This window comes from Chlorogloeopsis sp. ULAP01, from assembly GCF_030381805.1.
Taxonomy (GTDB): domain Bacteria; phylum Cyanobacteriota; class Cyanobacteriia; order Cyanobacteriales; family Nostocaceae; genus Chlorogloeopsis.
In genome coordinates this window covers 345504-366157 of the sequence record NZ_JAUDRH010000001.1, presented here as the reverse complement: position 1 = coordinate 366157, position 20654 = coordinate 345504, and the positions used below count along the sequence as shown (strand labels likewise).

The window sequence follows — 20654 nt, the reverse complement described above, 5'->3', positions numbered from 1 at the left end:
TCCAATCTAGTCCTATATATATAGTTAGGGTTTATTCACGCAGAGGCGCGGAGGCGCGAAGAAAACTCAATTAGGTTGATGATTTTTTTGAGACAGGAGGGTTTTTACTTCGGCTTCTGAAAGTGAATTGAGTTTTTTGAGAAGTTCAGTTAAAAGTTCGTTGTTGGGTTGTAATTGCTCTGGTGCGGGTAGCTTTTGGCGGTCAATTTTACCGTTGGGGGTTAGTGGGAGTGTATCTATTTGCAGAATGACTGAGGGAATCATGTAATTTGGTAGTTTGGTTTGTAAGAAAGAGCGTAGTTCTTGCGTCAAAGAATTTTGTGGTTGAGATGGGACAATATAAGCTACCAACTGCTGATTTTCTGAGTCGCTATTTCTCGCTATAACTATTGCTTGTTTAACATGGGGGTGCTGTTGTAATACTGCTTCAATTTCCCCTAGTTCAATACGATACCCTCTAAGTTTAATTTGATGATCGATACGTCCGATAAACTCAATGTTGCCATTACTGAGGTAACGTGCTTGATCTCCGGTTTTATATAGGCGTGCGTTTGGTTGTTTACTAAAGGAGTGGGGAATGAATTTTTCAGTGGTTAATTCTGGACGGTTGAGATATCCTTTACTCACGCCAAAACCACCGATGTAAATTTCCCCAGGTGTTCCGATTGGTACTGGTTGGAGATGAGAATTGAGTATATAAATTTGGGTATTGCCAATGGGACGACCAATAGGAATAGAATTGTTGTCTAAATCGTGGTGAGAACAGTTATAAACACTACTCCAAACGGTGGTTTCTGTTGGGCCATATTCGTTGAATAGATATGTATTTTGTAGTAATTTTTGATGATTTTTAACTAACTCGATGCTACAGGGTTCTCCAGCTACAATTACAGTTTGGAGCGATATTAATTGCTGGGTTTCTATATGCGCTAACAGGGAGTTATACAGTGAAGGTACACTCAACCAATGTGTGATTTGATGTTGCTCAATTAGTTGCGCTAACTGCCAAATATCTCGTTGCCAACCATCTTTAATTAAAATTAATTTACCACCTTGGCATAATGTCCAAAAAATAACGGCAACAGAACTATCAAAAGCGAAGGATGGAATTAATAAAAAGCTGCTAATTGGTGTTTGATAGTAGGCTATACGGGCGTTGGTGGAGTGGACTAAGTTTTGGTGTGTAACTAACACTCCCTTGGGATTACCTGTGGAACCGGAGGTGTAGATTACATAGGCGAGATTTTCTCTTGTTGTTCTACAAACGGGGTTGTCATCACTATTGTTGGCGATAATATCCCATTCAGAATCTAAGCAGAGAGTATGTGCTATATAATTCGGTATTTTTGGCAATAATTGGGATTGAGTGAGCAAAAATGATACTTGAGCATCTTCTAATATAAAGGCGAGATGCTCTGAAGGATAAGTGGGGTCAAGCGGTAAATAAGCTCCTCCGGCTTTGAGGATTCCCAATATTCCCACGATCGCTTCTAAAGAACGTTCGATATAAAGAGCTACTAGCGTATCCGCACAAACTCTGAGACGCTGTAAGTGATTTGCTAGTAAATTAGCTCGTCGGTTGAGTTCTTGGTAGGTTAATTGTTCATTTTCATATACTAGGGCGATCGCATCGGGGTTACGTACAACTTGCGCCTCAAATTGTTGATGGATACACAAGTTTTCAGGATAGGCGATCGCAGTTTCATTCCACTCTACTAGTATTTGCTGCTGTTGTGCGGCAGTCAGCAAACATTGTTCTTCATGGCGCTTAAATGGCTGTGTGGCCATTGCTATCAAGGTTTCGCTGTAACAGCTACCAATGGCAGCTAATTGAGTGCTGCTGATTTCTGCCATTTTGCATTCTAAGTCAAGTTGGATGTGGTCAGTAATATGGTTGCGATTAAACTCTACTCTTAAGGTAAAGTTACTTTCACCAAAACCTTGACCCCCAATAATTTCTAACCCTGATAAATCTTGCAGACGTTGATAAACATGAAAGTGTGTATAATTGAACACTGTTTCTAATAGAGGTTGCAGTGGCTGGCGAGTGCCAAATTTTTGCAACTCTGAATAGGGATAGTGTCTGTAGGGTAATAACTCTTGTTCGGCTGCAAAAGCTTGCTGTACTAAGTCAATCCAAGTTCCTGCTTTTAGTTGTAGCCGTAGAGGTATGGTATTGATAAAAGTTCCGAGAGTTTTTTCTCCGTCAGCTTCCTCTAACCGACTGTTAGATTCTAATCCTGTTAACACATCCTCATCGCCAATTAATAAACTCATCACTTTCAAATGTGCAGCTAACAAGACATTTTTTAGAGGAACTTCGGCGAGTCGCGCTAGTTGCTTGAGTCCATGAGAAACTTGAGGAGAAATCGGTACATCCAACACACCAACTTGAACATTTTTTGTTGAGTTAGTCTTATCCCAACGAGGGATTTGCTTAATCACTAACCCTTGTAATTTTTGCTGCCAATAGTTTTGATATTCTGGAGATTGCAAAATCTGACTTTCGACAGCGACAAAATCCCGATAGGAAATTGTTGGTGGTGATTCTATCTGATTTTCTTCTCCATTCAACAGAGCATGATAACGCTGTAACAATTCTGTTAAGAGAGAAGCATTACTCCAGCCATCTAAAATTGAGTTGTGCCAACTTAAAGTGAGACAGAAGGTTTCATCTGTCAAACGATGAATATACAGGCGCATCAATGGTGGACAAGACAAGTCAAAACGCTGATGTTTTTCAATTTCAATCCAAGATGCGATCGCCTGTGTTTGTGCTGCTGGTAATAATGAGCGCAAATCCTCTACCACCACAGGTATATAAGCACTTTGATGAACGAGTTGCAGAGGCTCATCAAAGTTAATCAAATCAAAAGAGGTACGCAAAATTGGATGGCGAATTACAAGCTTTTGTATCGCTATTTGTAATAAATCTAAGTCAAAATAAACCCGTATATAATATTGAAAAATATCATGATACATCAAGGATTCCAAGTTGTACTGGCTATGAAAAATGATGCCAGTCTGAACCCTGGTTAAAGGATAAGCATCTTCTATATCATTGGGTAGTTTATCTCTTTCATCTGCGGATATTAGGCTAAAGGTTGCGGTTTTCTCTGTTAATAAAATATTGGGTTGATTCAGAGAAATTGCTGTTAATAATTTGTAGATAGTTTGATGTTGAAAAACCTGCGCTACAGAGAACTTTAACCCTCTTTCTTGGGCTTTCGCCACAACTTGAATACTGCGGATAGAATCTCCTCCCAACTCAAAGAAGTTGTCGTGAATCCCTACTTGTTCAATTCCCAAAACTTCGCTCCAGATTTGCGCCAATGTCTTTTCATGTAGAGTGTGAGGAGGGACGAAAGCTTTTTCTAAATTAGGTCTATCTTGACTGGGATGTGGTAGAGATTTTTTATCTAATTTGCCATTTGGTGTGACAGGAAGTGCATCAAGCATGATGAACGCCGCCGGAATCATATAATCGGGTAGTTTTTCACCTAAGAAGCGGCGTAATTCAGTAGTATTGGGTGCAGGTTGATGACGACAAACGCAATAGGCGATGAGTTGCTTTGTTGTTGATTCAACTAGCAGTTCCTCGGTTAATTCCCCTTTGAGAAAGTTTCGTAAATCCGTAATTTCTGAGTTATTTTCTGGAGGATTCAGCACAACTTGGCGTTTTACAGCCGATGTTTCCCGCATCACAACAACGGCTTCCCGCACAGATGGATGTTGCGTCAAGACTGACTCAATTTCTGTCAACTCAATGCGGAAACCACGCAGCTTAACTTGGTCATCCAGTCTTCCTAGATACTCAATACTACCGTCTGTATGGTAGCGTGCTAAGTCACCAGTTTTGTACAAGCGATTGTTTGAGTCACTACTAAAAGGATTGACAATGAATTTCTCGGCTGTGAGTTCTGGTTGGTTGAGATAACCCCTAGCTACACCTACTCCGCCAATGTGTAGTTCGCCTGGAACACCAATAGGAACTGGTTGTAAATGCTTATCTAGTATATAGATTTGCGTGTTGGCGATCGCTCGTCCTATGGGGACAATGTTTTTACTAGAATGGCGATTGCAATTCCAAAATGTGACATCAATTGCGGCTTCTGTGGGGCCATACAAATTATGCAATTCTGCATCCAAGCGCCTAAAAAATTGCTCTTGCAGTTGCACAGGTAATATTTCCCCGCTACAAATCACTCGCCGCAAGCATTTACACGCCTCAACGCTGGGTTCTGCTAAAAATACTTGCAGCATTGAAGGTACAAAATGAATCGTGGTAATTTGCTGCTCTTGTATTAATTTAACTAAGTAAGCACTATCTTGATGCCCTCCTGGTCGAGCCATCACTAAACAAGCCCCGGTAGTCAAAGGCCAGAAAAACTCCCAAATCGACACATCAAAACTAAAAGGTGTTTTTTGTAACACTCTATCTACTATGGTCAATTGGTAAGCTTCCTGCATCCAAGTTAGGCGATTGCAAATTCCGCGATGGGTGTTCATTACCCCCTTTGGTCTGCCAGTTGAGCCGGATGTATAAATTACATAAGCTAGGTTGTGAGTTGTTACCTCGCTCACTGGGTTAACAATACTTTCACTAGCCCAAACTTCATTGTCTTTATCCAGACAAACCACCGTTGCTTGATGTTCGGGTAAAATGGCTAAAAATTTCTCTTGGGTCAACAATACCCCAACTTGAGCATCTTGGAGCATAAAAGCCAGACGTTCTCGCGGATAGCTGGGATCTAGAGGTAAATACGCCCCTCCCGCTTTGAGAATCGCTAAAATACTGACTACCATCTGGGGCGATCGCTCTAAGTAAACACCAACTAACACCTCTGGCTTGACTCCCAAACCTTGGAGATAATGTGCTAATTGGTTAGCCTGTTGATTCAATTGTTTGTAAGTAATTTCTTCTTGCTCAAAAACCACTGCTACCGCATCCGGTGTCTTCTCGACTTGGGTGACAAATTGCTGATGCAAACAAATACTGTCGTAATCTTTCTGAGTAGCATTCCACTCTAGTAGTAATTGCTGCTGTTCTTGCTGAGTCAAAATTGGCAGCATACCTACAGGCTGGCTAGGGTCAACAATGATACTTTCTAGTAATGTCTGGAAATGCCCAGCCATGCGGGTAATAGTGGCTGCATCAAATAAATCTGCGTTGTATTCCCAAGAAGTGGATAGCACACCATTGACTTGCGCGATCGCCAAGGTGAGGTCAAACTGAGCTATTCGCTTGGACAGTGCGAAAGATTCTAACTCTAGTTCCCCTAATTTTAATCTTGCGCCCCCTTCTCCTAAAGCAAAGCCCCCTAATCCTTCGTTATTCAGCAAGTGTGCTTTCTGAAAGACAAACATCACTTGAAATATGGGTGAGCGACTGGGATCGCGTGTGGGCTGTAGTTGCTCAACTAACCGTGCAAAGGGATAATCTTGGTAAGTTAACGCATCCAAAACAAGCGATCGCACTTGTTGTAAAAACTGCTCAAAGGTGGGATTATCAGCGAAATTTGCCCGCAATACTACCGGATTGACAAAATAACCTACTAAGGAGGCAAAATCAGCCCGACTTCTACCTGTAGTTGGCGAACCGACTAATAAATCTTTTTGGCCTGTATAGCGATACAGTAAGACTTGAAAAACTGCCAACATAGTCATATACAGCGTGGCTTGATGCTGTTGGCTGAAGTTTTGCAGTTTATTTGTTAGTTCTTGACTGAGTTGCCAACTTACACTATCACCTCTATAGGTTTGCACGGGCGGCCGCATCCGGTCAGTAGGCACATTCATCACTGGTAGTTCTCCTGCTAGTTGCTGTTCCCAATAAGCTTGCAGTTTTTCTCCTTGAGAACTAGCGATCGTTTTGGCTATAGTGCTTACATAGTCAGCATATTGCCATGGTCGAGGCGGGAGGGTAAGGGGTGTATTGCTGATTTCGGCTTGGTAAAGTTTTCCCAACTCATCTACTAATATCGTCAGACTCCAAAAGTCAGCAATGATGTGGTGAACAACTAGCAGCAAGATATGTTCTTGAGGTGAGCGAGCAAATAAACTCACCCGCATCAAAGGGTCTTGCTCTAGATTGAAGGGACGGTATGCTATTTCTAGTAAGCGATCGCTCAAGTATGTCTCATCCCATGTTGTCGCATCTTGTTGTTGCCAACAAACTTCTACTTGCTGACAAACTCTTTGTCTTGGTTGTCCATCAATAGTTGTGAAACTTGTACGCAAAGCCGGATGACGAGCAACTAAAATTTGCCATGCTCGGTGGAATGCGGCAATATTTAACTCACCATGAATCCGCGCCGCCCTAGCAATGTTGTAAGCAGAATTTTCTGGTGCTAGTTGTTGTAAAAAGTAAAGAGCTTGCTGACCGTAAGTGAGGGGATACTCAGACGAATGAGATTTTTGTACTGGTTCGTCAATTGAATGGGAGCTTAATTTGTCGAGTATTGCCGTTGCTAATTGGTTAATACTTACATCTGCCAAAAAGTCTGTAACTGCCAAAACTACACCGAATTTCGTCTCGATGGTGTGCTGGAGTTCAATGGCCATGAGAGAATCTATACCGCAAGTGCTTAAAGGCTGTTGTGGTTGAATGTGCAATTGCTCTATTTTCAGAATTTGAGCAACTTGCTGTTGCAGGTACGATATTAGCTGTGGCTGTTCTGAGATAATTTCGTCTGCTACACTTACACCAGTCTCGCCTTCTAAAATTCTACTGGTAATAGTCTCCCAACTTCCTGCTAAAAATTTCGCCCGACAAGCATAACGCTGAATCTTCCCACTAGAAGTTCTCAAAATGCTTCCCGGTTTGAGCAACAGTACCCCATACAGTTGTAGTTCATGATTGACCGCGACAGCCGCACGGATTGTTGCAATTACCTCGTCTACATCCATTTTTCGGAGGTGACTGCGCTTGACTTCTTGAGCAATTACCAGTCTTTCTTCCCCATCCACATCAACCGAAAAGGCTGCCCCACCGTGAAGTTCTAGGGATGGATGGCTCTGCTGGACTGTATTTTCAATGTCTTGGGGATAATAGTTTCTGCCGCGAATGACGATCAGATCCTTGAGACGACCAGTGATGAATAATTCACCATTCTGCAAAAATCCCAAGTCCCCTGTACGCAGAAACGGCCCTTCTTTGGTGTCTTTTGTATAGGCTTTAAAGGTGGACTCTGTTTGCTCTGGCTGATGCCAATAGCCTTGAGCCACACTCGCTCCCGCCACCCAAATTTCACCAACTTGGCGATCGCTACAAGTAGTCAAGGTCTGGGGATCGACAATAGCAATTTTCAAATCTTCTAAGGGTTGACCGCAACCTACCAATGTCTGTGTGCCTATTTCTCCCGCTTTAGCTGGAACTATCTGATTTTGCGCCAGAGCCTCTGATTGGACTGACTGTAATATTGGTGGAGTTGTTTTACAGCCTCCAGAAACAATCAATGTGGTTTCTGCCATCCCGTAACAGGGATAAAATGCTTCGCGGCGAAAGCCACATTCGGCAAAGGTGACAGCAAATTTTTCTAGTGTTTCCGCACGAATTGGTTCCGCACCGTTAAAAGCGACTTCCCAGCTACTCAAATCTAAGTTAGCTCGTTGTTCGGCTGTAATTTTTCGCACACACAAATCATAGGCAAAATTCGGGCCGCCGCTAGTTGTGGCGCGATACTGAGAAATTGCTTGTAGCCAGCGTACAGGTTTTTGCAAAAATGCCACTGGAGACATGAGAATGCAAGATATCCCCAAATATAGAGGCTGGAGCATATTCCCCACTAAACCCATGTCATGAAACAGTGGTAGCCAACCCACAAAGATGGTTTCTGTTGTGTGCTGCATAGCCTGTTTAATCAAAAGTTCGTTATGCAGCAAATTCCCATGACTCACCATTACGCCTTTTGGTGTACCTGTAGAGCCGGAAGTGTATTGTAAAAAGGCCAGGGTGTCTCTATCTATAGATGGCTGTTGCCATGAATTTGACCAGTCATCAACCATCATGTTATCTGTGGTTAACAACCGCAGAGTTTTGAATGTTGGATGCTGCTGTAAGTGTGACAAGACTGTTGTTGTAGTCAGTGCAACTGTTGAATCTGCATCAGTGGCGATCGCACTCAGTCGAGACAAGGATTGGTTTGGACGCGGTGGATAAGCCGGAATTGCCATCGCTCCTGCATATAAACACCCAAAAAATGCCGTAATAAATTCTAAACCTGGTGGATATAGTAGTAAAATCCGTTCTCCTTTTTTGACTCCACAAGCTTGTAATAAGCCAGCAATACTCTGAGCTTGAGTGTCTAGTTCGCCATAAGTTAAAGATTGGACTTCAACCTCTCCATCTAATAGAAAACAATAGGCTTGTTGTTCCGGTTGCTTTTGCGATCGCCAACGGATAATTTCCAGCAAACTCAAAAACTCTACTGATTTTTCAGAAAGGTTGTTATCCATTGATACCACTCCATGACCTGATTATTTTTGTGGAGTAAAACTGTTCATGCTTACAAATTAGGTTTTTGCGAAAATCATCAAATTGCATTTGATAATTCCATCGTGTTTACCAGTAGCATTTTTCATGCTGCTATACTGATTTTTGATTATGAAAATTTTTCTATCCCCAAAATTGCTATTTCTTAACTAATTAAGAATTAATTAAGTCAAACTTTCACTCAAACACTTTTTAACGCAGCAGATTAATTAGCTAGATGGAGTTGGAAATTTAGTATTGTAGCTGTTATTTGCTTGATAATGATAATGTTTATCATCTAATATTTGTTTTTGTCAAATATAAAAAAATGTTTCAAATTGAGTACAAAATAAAATAGTATGCTGCTCCACTAATGTGGATATTTTGGATAGAAAATAATGTTAGATAAATTTTAATTAATTTGACATAGTGTCTAATTTTAAGAAATTTATCTAATAAATTAATTCAGAACTCAAATTTCACTTGTAACTTGGTTTATTAGAGACTGATTTAATAAATAAAAACTGGACTGCTTGACTTTTATTATTAAATTGGTATTGTAAGAATGATTATCTTTATTTGCCCTTGCTACCTAAAAAAAGATTTTGAATGTAAAAAAAATTTGGCTAAATTAACAATACTGTTTTAATAAATCAATCATAATCAAAACTGATTTATGTCCTAGTTGTTAATTATCAGAAAATTTTAAAAAAATTTAAATTTGTTGTGTTCTAGATTAAATTTTTCATTTTTACTTATAGTCTAGAGTGTGTGAGAATGATTATCATACACAACTAGTTCAGAGTCAAGCGTATTGTGATCGCGTGCAGCTGAATTGGTATTGATTTCATAAAACTTTGGTGTGGAGTAAAGCCTTGAAACGAAGACAACGTGCATATTGGGGAATTTTAGGAACTATCTTTGTATTAGGTACTCAACCTGCAAACGCACAAGTAGAGAAAAAGCTTGATGGGATCAGCCCAGATTTGGCAAAGGATACAGAAGTACTGATCGCACAGATTCCTCAACTCAGTGATATTCAACTTCCTCACACGAACATCAAAGGACTGTTAGCGCAGGAGCAACAACAAAATGCAGCAGTCACAGTTATCACGGGGATACGTCTGAACTCAACTGCTAACGGTTTAGAAGTCATTTTAGAAACTCCCACATCAGACAAACTACAAACCACAACTCAGAATGAGGGGAATAACTTTATTGCAGATATATCTAACGCTCAACTGCGTCTGACAACTGGTGATTCCTTCCGCCAAGAAAAACCAGTTTCGGGAATTGCAGAAGTTATAGTCACCAATCAAGATGCTAATAGTATTCGCGTCGTAGTGGTGGGTGAATCCAGTCTTCCGAAAGTTGAGTTGTTTGATGACGATGCAGGTTTAGTTTTTGGTGTGACACCAGATGCGACTCCTACACAACCACCACCACAAACACCGGATACTCAAAAACCTAGTAGTGAAGCACCACCTACTGAACCATCGGCGCAAGAGAAAGAACCGATTGAATTAGTAGTGACAGGAGAACAGGATGGGTATAGTGTTCCTAGTGCAACAACAGCAACCAAGATAGAAGCTCCACTCAGGGACATTCCGCAATCAATTCAGGTAGTTCCCCGCCAGGTAATTGAAGACAGACAAATAGTTCGGATTGGTGAAACTATCGAAAATGTGAGTGGAGTTCAGGAACTACCAGGATACGGTGGTTCAACTTCCTTGACGGGTTACTACTTTCGCGGTCTTTCGTTGGCTTATCAGAGTCTTCGCAATGGCTTCCGAGATATTGGAGTTATTGGAGGTCGTGATATCGCCAATATTGAGCGAGTGGAGTTTTTCAAAGGGCCAGCATCCGTCCTGTATGGAGGGCGTTTTTCTTTAGGTGGATTAACCAACACCGTCACCAAGAAGCCCCTAGAAGAGCCTTATTACAACATTGGTGCGACTATTGGCAGTTATGATTTTTATCGTCCGACGATTGATATCAGTGGCCCCTTAACCAGCGATCGCTCTTTGTTATATCGTCTGAATTTAGCCTATCAAAATTCCGGTAGTTTCCGCGATTTTAATGAGAATGAAAGTTTCTTCGTTGCACCTGCTCTCACCTGGAAAATTAGTCCTAGAACCAATATTACGGTAGAGCTAGAACAACAAAACTATAACTACGTCTTCGATTATAACTTCCCGCCAGAACGTGAAGTTTTTCAACTACCAATTAGTAGATTTTTGGGCGAACCAAATTTTAATGATGCCACTTTTAATTCAACATCAGTCAGCTATAACTTTGAGCATAAATTTAGTGATGACTGGAAGTTTCGCCAAGGCTTTAGTGCCATTATGGTCAATGGTGATACAAGTCAAGTAGAACTATTCGAGCCTCTAGGCGATGACCGCAGAACATTACCACGCTCACCATTGAGAACAGAAGAAAAACAAGAAGATTACGTCCTCCAAAATGAAATATTTGGAGAATTTAACACAGGTTCTATCAAACACAAAATTCTGGTAGGGCTGGAACTATCACGTTGGGGATATGATTTTAATTACTTCCGAGGAACACTAGATCCAATCGATATTTTTAATCCCCAATATGGCGCACAAGCCACAAGCTTTGAGCAAGAATTACATCGCAAACAAAGTTCAGATAACTTGGGGGTTTATCTACAAGACTTCATCGAGATTTCACAAAATTTGAAACTATTAGCTGGTGTCAGATTTGATATTAATGATGTCTCTGTAGTCAACAAAATTACTAATACAAATATTAACCAGCAAACAACTACCCGCTTTTCGCCACGAGTCGGGATAGTTTATCAACCAAGTTCCACAACATCACTGTATTTTAATTGGGCTAATTCCTTTAACCCACAATTTTTTAGAGTGAGTCGTACAGGTGAGCAGTTTCCACCGACAACAGGGGAACAGTTTGAAGTAGGGATTAAACAAGATTTCTTGAACAATCGCCTCTCCACCACCTTAGCACTGTATCAAATTACGCAACAGAATGTGTTAACAAGTGATCCAGTAGACCCTAGATTTAGTATCGCTACAGGTGAACAAAAAAGTCGTGGTGTGGAATTAGATATTGCGGGAAAAATACTACCAGGCTGGAAAATTATTGCTAACTATGCTTATGCAAATGGTTTTGTAAGTAGAGATAATACAATTCCTGAAGGCGATCGCATTGCTGGTATCCCAGCCCACAGTGCAAGTTTGTGGACTACCTATGAATTACAAAAAGGGAATTTACAAGGATTAGGGTTTGGTTTAGGACTTGTATATGCGTCTGAACGAGAAGTACAACTACCAAATACCTTCACTCTTCCTTCCTATGTGCGAGTCGATGCAGCTTTATCCTACCGTCGGGAGAATTTCAAAGTTGGACTAAATTTCCGCAATCTGTTTGATACTAAGTATTACAACACCGATACCTTCTACATTTATCCTCAAGCACCTTTGACGGTACTGGGAACAGTGTCAGTGCAATTTTAATATGAAACACATCAAGGTACTATTTGGCATCATCCTCTTACAAATCTTGGTGGGTTGTAATATAGCTACACCTAACCAAATAGCTAACAATCCTTCTCACTCAAAAAAGCAAATTGTGATTGCTTTGGGGTGGGGAGATTCACCAACAGGGTTTGATCCGATATTGGGTTGGGGTTATCATGACCCTCCTTTGTTCCAAAGTACCTTGCTACGTCGGGACGAAAATCTGAAATTAGTCAATGATTTGGCTACAAGTTATACATTGAGTCCTGATAAAAAAGTCTGGAGGTTTAAAATCCGTCAAGATGTCCGGTTTTCTGATGGTCAGCCGCTAACAGCAGCAGATGTAGCCTATACATTTAATCAAGCCAAGGCTAGTCCAGGGCTAACCGACGTAACAAATTTGGATAAAGCCGTAGCGAAGAGTGCTTATGAGGTAGAACTACATCTCAAGCAGCCGCAAATTACTTTTATTAATCGCATCGCCCAATTGGGAATTGTACCCAAATATCGCCATAATCAAAACTATGGTCGAAATCCCATTGGTTCGGGCCCCTATCGTTTGGTGCAATGGGATGAAGGTCAACAAATGATTGTTGAAGCTAATCCCTATTACTACGGTGAACAACCAGAAATCAAAAGAATTGTATTTTTATTTACTAAAGGAGATGCTGTATTTGCGGCTGCTAAAGCTGGAAAATTGGACTTAGCGCAAATTCCACCTTTTTTAGCCAAGCAGTCAGTAACAGGAATGGATCTGTATGCAATGAACAGCAATAGTCGTGTAGGCTTGATGTTTCCTTATGTTCCCAATACAGGACGCAAAACTGCTGAAGGAAATCCTATTGGTAATAATGTCACAGCAGACCGAGCAATTCGGCAAGCGGTGAATTATGCGATTAATCGTCAAGCTTTGGTGACAGGTATTTTAGAAGGTTATGGATCGGCTGCTTACGGTGCAGCCAGTAAATTACCTTGGGATCAACCACAAGCGGCGATCGCAGACGCAAACCCCGACAAAGCAAAACAAATTTTAGCCAACGGTGGTTGGCAAGATAGGAACGGGGATGGGGTATTAGAAAAAGCAGGGATGAAAGCAGAATTTACGATTCTCTACCCTGTTAGTAATCCTACTTCTCAAGGTCTGGCATTAGCGATCGCCCAAATGCTGAAGCCAGTAGGTATCAAAGTTAACGTTGAGGGTAAAAGTTGGGAAGATATTTCACGGCAAATGCACCAAGATGTGGGACTTTTCCCTTGGGGAATATACGACCCAATGGAGTTATACATTCTTTACCACAGTTCGGCGGCGGAGGGAAACTGGCGTAACTCCGGTTACTATTCTAATCCCCAGGTTGACCAAGCACTCGACCAAGCAATGGCAGCAGCATCAGAAACAGCAGCTTTGCCGTTTTGGAAACTGGCGCAATGGAATGGTGAAACTGGGACAATCACTATAGGAGATGCAGCATCAGCTTGGCTAGTTAACCTGGATCAAATTTATCTTGTGAGTTCTTGTTTAGACATTGGTAGACCAACTCAGAGTAGTAATTACACTGGCTCAATTATGGTCAATATTACTAAGTGGAAGTGGGTATGTAATTAGGGACTTCCAATCAAAAAATATATTATCAATTTGAGGGCAAGGGCGCAGGGGAGAAAGTGGTTTTGAAGTAGATAAATTGGACAGTTTATTTTCTGGAAGTCCCTTAGCAACTTATCCTAATAGGAGATAAAAATGTGAACCAAATTTTTTTATTTATACTCAAAAAACTCTTACATTTATGTTTACTTTTGCTTGCTGTTTCGGTGTGTAGCTTTGTCTTGTTGAGTTTTTCCCCAATCGATCCCATAAATGCTTATGTGGGGGCAGATATTTCTCGCATTGGCACAGAACAGCGAGAATTAATTGCCAGACAATGGGGATTAGATCAATCGATGACTACCCGCTTTTTTCTCTGGTTACAACAATTTATCCAAGGAAATTTAGGCACTTCTATAATTTTTAATCAATCAGTCTCAGATGTCATTGCGACTCGCTTCCAAACATCTTTAGCATTAATGGCATTAGCGTGGTTAATATCCGGTTTTTTGGGAATTACTTTAGGTATTTTGGCAGGAGTAAATGCAGGTTCAATAGTAGATAGAATAATTCGCTTTTATGCCTATACTTTGGCATCTAGTCCGACTTTTTGGATTGGGTTGCTGCTGCTTAATTTATTGGCTGTGCAATGGCAAATAACTCCGATTTGTTGTGCTGCACCTATTGGTGTTTTGCTAGAAGATGTGACATTTGGGCAACGCTTACATCATCTATTTTTACCAGCTTTAACTTTAAGCTTGATTGGTATTGCGAGTATTGCCTTGCACACCCGCGAAAAGCTCATTGAAATTCTTCACAGCAACTATGCTTTATTTGCTTTTGCTCAAGGTGAAACGAAAATGGGTTTTATTATCCATCATGGGTTGCGGAATATTGCACTACCAGCCATTACATTGCAATTTGCTAGTTTGAGCGAATTATTTGGCGGTTCTGTCCTAGCGGAAAGAGTATTTGGATACCCAGGATTAGGTGATGCTACTACACAGGCAGCCATGCGGAGTGATGTGCCATTACTAGTGGGAATTGTGTTGTTTAGTGCTTTATTTGTTTTCACAGGTAACTTTTTAGCTGATCTGGCTTATCAGCTAATCGATCCTCGTATCCGTATTGGAAAATCTGCATCATGAAATTCCCAGTGGTTGTTTCTCACCCGCAAAAGTTTTGGTATAAATTGTCTAGCTTTTTGGGCAATCGTCGCCGTCAGACATTGGCGATCGCAGCACTATGCACAATCACATTGATCGCTTTACTATTAAGTACCCACATCATTGGTACAGATGGTTTGGAAATTGCCCTCCCAAAACGCAACTTAGCACCTTCACTAGCTCATCCCTTTGGTACAGATTGGTTAGGTAGAGATATGCTGACTCGCACTCTCCACGGTTTGAGTTTGAGCTTATGGGTGGGGTTACTGACAGCCACAGTCAGCGCAGTTATAGGTTTAATCTTAGGAACACTTTCTGCAACTTTAGGCGGCAAAGCAGATGCAGTAATTGTTTGGGTAATTGATGTATTTTTTAGTTTGCCCCACTTAGTATTAATTATTTTAGTGGCTTTTGCTATGGGCGGTGGTACGCAGGGCTTAATTATTGCGATCGCCTTAACTCATTGGCCTAGTCTAGCTCGACTGTTACGAGCAGAAGTTTTACAACTCAAGAGTGCAGCTTATGTGCAATTATCTGCCAAACTCGGTCGCTCTTCACTGTGGATTGCTCGTCACCACATCCTACCCCATCTCATACCCCAATTTATTGTCGGGCTGATATTACTCTTCCCCCATGCGATTTTACATGAGGCAGGTCTGACTTTTTTGGGATTGGGGCTTTCAGCACAAACCCCTGCTATTGGCATTATTCTCTCAGAATCGATGCGCTACTTATCGGCTGGATATTGGTGGTTAGCTGTGTTACCAGGAGCAGTTTTACTCATAGCTGTGCAAACTTTTGATATTTTTGGGCAAAGTCTACGCGCTTTATTAGACCCAAAGACTAGCCAGGGGTAGTGATTAAAATATGCTATCAGTGAAAAATCTCAGTGTCACTTTTACAATGTATGATGTGGGTTTAACCCAGAAGCAGTTAACTGTAATTACTGACTTGGATTTAGAGGTTAATGCTGGTGAAGTAGTTGCGGTTGTTGGTTCTAGTGGCTCAGGAAAAAGTCTACTCGCTCATGCCATCTTAGGTATATTACCGCACAACGCCCAAGTAACAGGACAGATAATATTTCAGGGAGAACCGTTAACTGTAGAACGTCAGGCGCAGTTGCGGGGAAAGCAAATTGCCCTGATTCCCCAGTCAGTCAGTTATCTTGACCCTTTGATGCGTGTTGGTTCTCAAGTGCAGCGAGCAGGTATTTTGAGTGGATTACCGAAAACAAAAGCTGAGAATACAGTTAAGCAAGTATTTGACCGCTATGGGTTAGCTACAGCGGTAAAACAGCAGTATCCTTTTCAAATTTCTGGAGGCATGGCGCGACGAGTGCTAGTTGCTACAGCAGCAATAGGGTGTGCTGAGTTATTAATTGCGGATGAACCTACTCCTGGGCTGCACTCAGAGGTTGTAGTCGAGACTTTGAATCATCTGCGGGAACTGGCCAATGAGGGTAAAGGTGTAATTTTAATTACCCACGACTTAGAAGCAGCGTTGCAAGTGGCGGATAAAGTGGCTGTGTTTTATGCGGGGACGACTCTGGAAGTGGCAAATGCTGTTGATTTCACTACAGGAAATTTGCGTCATCCCTACACTCAGGCTTTGTGGCGATCGCTTCCGCAAAATGAGTTTATCCCTGTTCCCGGTAGCCAACCCAGCCCAGAAGCCTTACCTGTTGGTTGTTTATTTGGCGATCGCTGTCCCCTAGCAACACAGGCTTGCTTGGAAGCTAGACCCCAAGTTCGGATAATACGGGGCGCACCCGTGAGGTGTATTCATGTTGAAGGCTGAACATTTATCTTTTCGTTACCATTCTCAGCAAAGGTGGATTTTGCAAGATTTTGGTTTGGAATTAGCCAGAGGCGAAGTTGTGGGTTTGACTGGGGCAAGTGGTTTGGGTAAAACCACAATTGGTAAACTCCTAGCGGGATATCTACAACCGACTCAAGGAAAGGTGACGTGTAATGGTCAACCCTTACCCAGTTCTTGTTACTGTTCTGTACAGTTAATTTTTCAAAACCCTGAACTAGCTGTCAATCCGCGCTGGCGAATTAGCAAAATTTTAGCAGAAGGAAAGCCTCCTTCAGCCGATTTACTCACTGCTTTGGGTATTCACCAAAGTTGGCTCAATCGTTATCCCCATGAACTCAGTGGAGGTGAGTTACAACGGATTGCAGTTGCGCGATCGCTCAATTCTTCCACACATTACCTAATTGCAGATGAAATGACGGCAATGCTAGATGCTAACACTCAAGCTCTGATTTGGCAGGTAGTGATTAAATATGCCAAAGAGCATGAAGTGGGAATTTTAGTCATCAGTCATGAAGCAGCTTTACTCCAGCGTCTTTGCACTCACATCATTGATTTGAGTAAATTAATTTATCAAACTAGATGAGGATATATGGAATTAATTTAACTTATTCATTAACGAATTTCCACCTTTGCAATGAGACATTTACAGAGGTGGAAGCATTCTTAATTGTTTATTACACCAAATTCTAAATCTAAATTACCCGAAACTTTCAGGTAATTTTCGCTGTAGCTTCACTAATTAGAAAAAAGACTGAGAGAAAAATAGCTTCTAAAAGCCATACTCACTGCAAACAGGATTTCTGATTAAACTTCAAGCCAAGGCATTAGATAACTTTGACATGACTTTTTAACCATTGTATAAATGCCTCACGCGCAAGCTTACCCGATGCTAGAGATAGTATAATTGCCTCCTGCTCATCGACATCAGCATCAATTTCCCAACCATTCATGACCAGAAAAACTTCCATTGCAGTATGACCAATCCGCTTATTCCCATCAATAAATGGATGATTTATAAAGAGCGAAAAACCGATTGCCGCAGCCTTTACCGCTTAATTGTTGATATTGTTTACGAAGCTCAAAGAATCTATATTAAATATGTCCTAACTCACGCCGAATATGATAAGGATAAATGGAGAAATGACCCGTACTTTTAATCCTGAATCTTACGGTAAATTGCTAGTCGAGTATCAGCCAAAAATAATTACTACAGAAGAAGAAAACGAACAAGCGATCACACTCGCTTTAACTTTAGAACATCGTCCCAATCGTACACCAGAAGAAGAGATGCTGTTAGAACTTTTGGTGACATTAATTGAGAAGTTTGAAGAAACCCATTACCCAATCCCCCAAGGTACGCCCCATTCGATGTTAATGCATCTAATGGACGCACGCGATATTACGACCGAAGCATTAGCTGAGGTAATTGGTTCATTGGAAGTTGCCTTGCTAATTGTCAATGGCGATTCTCCTTCGGAGACGCTTGACGAACGCACCATTAGTAAAACTCAAGCAGAAGCGCTTGCGGACTATTTTCATGTAGATGCCAGTTTATTTACTTAGCTGATTTACAAAAATTGAACAAGGCGAGTATGGATAAGTAAATTCACTGTTTTATCGTCTAAGATAGAACTAAAAATCTTCGATAAATGGCGAACCCCAGTAACCTCAACGACATTATTCAACGCATCCTTAATGGAAATCAAACTGATGCCGATATTGAAGCTTTGCGTCAGTGGTTAAATAGTGGTGGTAGCCAAAATCTGCAAGCAGGTAAGTACAACATTAATATTAGACAGGGACAAGATATTCATATTGGCGATTGCACTTACCAAGGACTTGATGCACAAGCAATTCGAGAAGTTGCTCGTGCTGTAATTCAGGGTTCTAGCACCGCAGATATCAGAGAAATTGTTCGCTCTATCCTCTTTGAAGAGTTTCAGAACTTGGCTCAACGAGAAAATCCTCAAAGTAGTTCGCGCAAAACTATTTTAGTGCTAGCCTCCAGCCCCACCAATGAAGCGAGATTGCGCTTAGACAAAGAGGTACGAGAAATTGATGAGGGTTTGCGAAGGTCGCACCATAGAGAAAAATTTACTTTGCAACAACGCTGGGCGGTTCGTGCTGATGATTTACGTCGTGCTTTGTTGGATTTTAACCCAGAGATTGTTCACTTTTGCGGGCATGGTTCAGGAGATGATGGATTAGTTCTGGAAAATGATTCAGGGTTAGCGCAACTTGTCCCAACTGAAGCTTTAGCAAACTTGTTTAAACGATTTGCTATGCGAATGTGTTGTTCTCAACTCTTGCTATTCGGAGATTCAAGCTTCGGCGATCGCCCAACATATCGATTATGTAGTCGGCATGAATAGTAAGATAGGAGACGATGCAGCGATTAAGTTTGCAGTTGGTTTTTATGATCAACTAGGGGCTGGTTGGTCGTATGAAGATGCTTATAACGGTGGTTGCGATACGATCGCCCTGCAAGGAATCCCAGAGGAACATACCCCAGTATTCAAAAATCTAAAAAAAAGTCCAATTAACGGCAACAAATCCAGTTGATGACTTGAGTTTGCACGGTACAATGCCGTTATGGGGAGTAGACCATTGGGTTCCTTTGGGGGATTTGTTTAGACACCCAAATTATAACCGACTGCTCTATCTCCTGCGATACCCATCGGGCTATTTGCTGCAACAGCGTTGTTTTCCCCGCCCCTGGTTCACCAATCATCGCAATCCGTCTTCCCTGACTTTTGGGGCTTTGTCTGTGCCTCAGCACCTGCTCTAAAAACTGCTGATGCTCAAACGTCTGGGTAATTTCCATTTCTCGGTAAAGTTCCGAACCCTGCTTTGTGCTGGGTATTTTGGGAAAGTACATCTAGGAAAATAGCGCGAATAGTCTCTGCGTCGGTGCCTTGATAAACCTTGTCGCCAATATGAATATCCTTCCCCTCGCCAAGATTGACGTTGTACTTTCCCAACTGCACAACATTTTGACCACCACTTGCTGTGAGGTATTGACGCAATATGGCAGGCAATATCCCCCTCATCTCGACAGCCGTTGAGGATGCGGTCAAGTATAGAAACTAACTCATCAGGGCGAGTCATTTATGATCTTTTCCTAGCTAGTCGAAATTGTCATGCGTCTTTAAGCAGTGGAATTTCATCAACAATTTATTTAAAAAGTGATCGCCTAATATTGCTTTAGCTATTATCACATTTGCATAAGCACTCAATAACCGATTTTTGCTAATCACTGTAGGCTTTTTTGACCCAGACAACCAAAAATCTATATCCTATATCGTTTATCGTTTTCTCTGGTCAGCTTCCATCAGTTCGGGCATATTCAAAAACCCTCAATATTTTCTCCTCCCATACCATCGGAGCCTTCCCCAAAAATCCAGTCGCTATCACTGTCGGCATTACCTTCGCCATCCACTTCAAGATTTAAAGAAGGCACCAATTGCTCAATGTGGCTTTCAAGTCGGGAGAGAGCCAAGGTTAAAGAAGCAAGTTGCTCTCTATCCTTCTTAATTTCATTTGAAATCCCCACCTGCAATTGATTTAACCGCTCCTGGAGGGTATGTACTTCCGTTTTGGTAGCAGAAGGGATACTCACTTTCTCTGACAAGGCAGCGATTTGCGATTCTCGGCATCATAATTATCAGTAGGGGTTGGGGAATTTTATTATGGAAAATTTACCCGTATTAAGCGTGGAATCACTTGCTGTAGAAGTAGTAACTCTACCGCTTGATGAAGCTCGTGTCGCGCTTGTAGATTATTATTTTCCCAACCGCCAGAAAATTAATTCCACACAACAGCTAATTGAGCTATGGGTACATTCTGTCACTATCAAAAGCGACCAAACGCGACGGGCATATCGGCAAATTGGTTATGAGCTTGTCGATTATATGCAGTCGCGGTTTGGGATATCTGATTTGAGGATGGTAACGTTATTCCATCTACACGCTTATCTGGCTTGGCTCAAGGATGAAAAGCCAGTACGGGGAAATAAAAATACTTATGGAATTAGTAAAAATACTGTGGCTAAGTACACGGCAGCGATTAAAAGTTTGTGGGAGTGGGGTACTAGAGCTTCTATTGGTTAATTT

Annotated in this window: 15 protein-coding genes and 1 pseudogene; 11 read left to right on the top strand and 5 right to left on the bottom strand. The window is 41.5% G+C overall.

Annotated elements, in window-relative coordinates; translation table 11 throughout:
• Positions 1–66: 66 nt before the first annotated feature.
• On the bottom strand, positions 67–8457 hold the full coding sequence (locus QUB80_RS01735) for a non-ribosomal peptide synthetase (protein ID WP_289787765.1): 8391 nt from the start codon (positions 8455–8457) through the stop codon (positions 67–69).
• Between the two features lie 891 nt (positions 8458–9348).
• On the opposite strand from QUB80_RS01735, the gene QUB80_RS01730 reads away from it, so the two are divergent.
• The 6 genes from QUB80_RS01730 to QUB80_RS01705 all read left to right on the top strand — a co-directional run bounded on the left by QUB80_RS01730 (position 9349) and on the right by QUB80_RS01705 (position 17125).
• Positions 9349–11976 (top strand): TonB-dependent siderophore receptor, encoded by a 2628-nt coding sequence (locus QUB80_RS01730; protein ID WP_289787764.1) that lies wholly within the window; start codon positions 9349–9351, stop codon positions 11974–11976.
• A 1-nt stretch (position 11977) separates the two neighbouring features.
• On the top strand, positions 11978–13582 hold the full coding sequence (locus QUB80_RS01725) for an ABC transporter substrate-binding protein (protein WP_289787763.1): 1605 nt from the start codon (positions 11978–11980) through the stop codon (positions 13580–13582).
• 134 nt (positions 13583–13716) lie between these two features.
• The gene (locus tag QUB80_RS01720; protein ID WP_289787762.1) at positions 13717–14706 is read left to right on the top strand and encodes an ABC transporter permease; all 990 of its coding nucleotides are present in this window, start codon (positions 13717–13719) and stop codon (positions 14704–14706) included.
• Positions 14703–15581 carry an ABC transporter permease gene (locus QUB80_RS01715; RefSeq protein WP_289787761.1) on the top strand — a complete coding sequence of 293 codons (879 nt, stop codon included), beginning with the start codon at positions 14703–14705 and terminating at the stop codon, positions 15579–15581. Before QUB80_RS01720 ends, QUB80_RS01715 begins: the two co-directional genes overlap by 4 nt.
• 10 nt (positions 15582–15591) lie before the next feature.
• On the top strand, positions 15592–16521 hold the full coding sequence (locus QUB80_RS01710; RefSeq protein WP_289787760.1) for an ABC transporter ATP-binding protein: 930 nt from the start codon (positions 15592–15594) through the stop codon (positions 16519–16521).
• A complete protein-coding gene (locus tag QUB80_RS01705) occupies positions 16508–17125 on the top strand; it encodes an ABC transporter ATP-binding protein (RefSeq protein ID WP_289787759.1) in 618 nt (205 codons plus the stop codon). Before QUB80_RS01710 ends, QUB80_RS01705 begins: the two co-directional genes overlap by 14 nt.
• A gap of 241 nt (positions 17126–17366) precedes the next feature.
• Here QUB80_RS01705 and QUB80_RS01700 read toward each other — a convergent pair whose 3' ends face one another.
• On the bottom strand, positions 17367–17558 hold the full coding sequence (locus QUB80_RS01700; protein WP_289788120.1) for a type II toxin-antitoxin system death-on-curing family toxin: 192 nt from the start codon (positions 17556–17558) through the stop codon (positions 17367–17369).
• A 30-nt stretch (positions 17559–17588) separates the two neighbouring features.
• Between QUB80_RS01700 and QUB80_RS01695 the strand changes: the two are divergent.
• The 4 genes and pseudogenes from QUB80_RS01695 to QUB80_RS34880 all read left to right on the top strand — a co-directional run.
• Positions 17589–17699: pseudogene (locus QUB80_RS01695) on the top strand (type II toxin-antitoxin system HigB family toxin); the annotation flags it as partial.
• On the top strand, positions 17683–18105 hold the full coding sequence (locus QUB80_RS01690; RefSeq protein WP_289787758.1) for a helix-turn-helix domain-containing protein: 423 nt from the start codon (positions 17683–17685) through the stop codon (positions 18103–18105). The pseudogene QUB80_RS01695 and the gene QUB80_RS01690, both read left to right, overlap by 17 nt.
• Before the next feature lie 86 nt (positions 18106–18191).
• Complete coding sequence (locus QUB80_RS34885; protein WP_336622303.1) at positions 18192–18914, top strand: CHAT domain-containing protein; 723 nt, start codon at positions 18192–18194, stop codon at positions 18912–18914.
• Complete coding sequence (locus QUB80_RS34880) at positions 18907–19104, top strand: hypothetical protein (RefSeq protein WP_336622302.1); 198 nt, start codon at positions 18907–18909, stop codon at positions 19102–19104. Before QUB80_RS34885 ends, QUB80_RS34880 begins: the two co-directional genes overlap by 8 nt.
• Positions 19105–19132: 28 nt before the next feature.
• Here QUB80_RS34880 and QUB80_RS01675 read toward each other — a convergent pair whose 3' ends face one another.
• The 3 genes from QUB80_RS01675 to QUB80_RS01665 form a co-directional block, all read right to left on the bottom strand.
• Positions 19133–19366, bottom strand: a complete 234-nt coding sequence (locus tag QUB80_RS01675; RefSeq protein WP_289787757.1) for an ATP-binding cassette domain-containing protein — start codon at positions 19364–19366, stop codon at positions 19133–19135.
• On the bottom strand, positions 19344–19592 hold the full coding sequence (locus QUB80_RS01670) for a hypothetical protein (protein ID WP_289787756.1): 249 nt from the start codon (positions 19590–19592) through the stop codon (positions 19344–19346). The genes QUB80_RS01675 and QUB80_RS01670 overlap by 23 nt, the downstream gene beginning before the upstream one ends.
• Before the next feature lie 296 nt (positions 19593–19888).
• Complete coding sequence (locus QUB80_RS01665; protein ID WP_289787755.1) at positions 19889–20173, bottom strand: hypothetical protein; 285 nt, start codon at positions 20171–20173, stop codon at positions 19889–19891.
• Positions 20174–20231: 58 nt separating this feature from the next.
• On the opposite strand from QUB80_RS01665, the gene QUB80_RS01660 reads away from it, so the two are divergent.
• A complete protein-coding gene (locus QUB80_RS01660; RefSeq protein ID WP_289787754.1) occupies positions 20232–20651 on the top strand; it encodes a site-specific integrase in 420 nt (139 codons plus the stop codon).
• Positions 20652–20654: the final 3 nt, after the last annotated feature.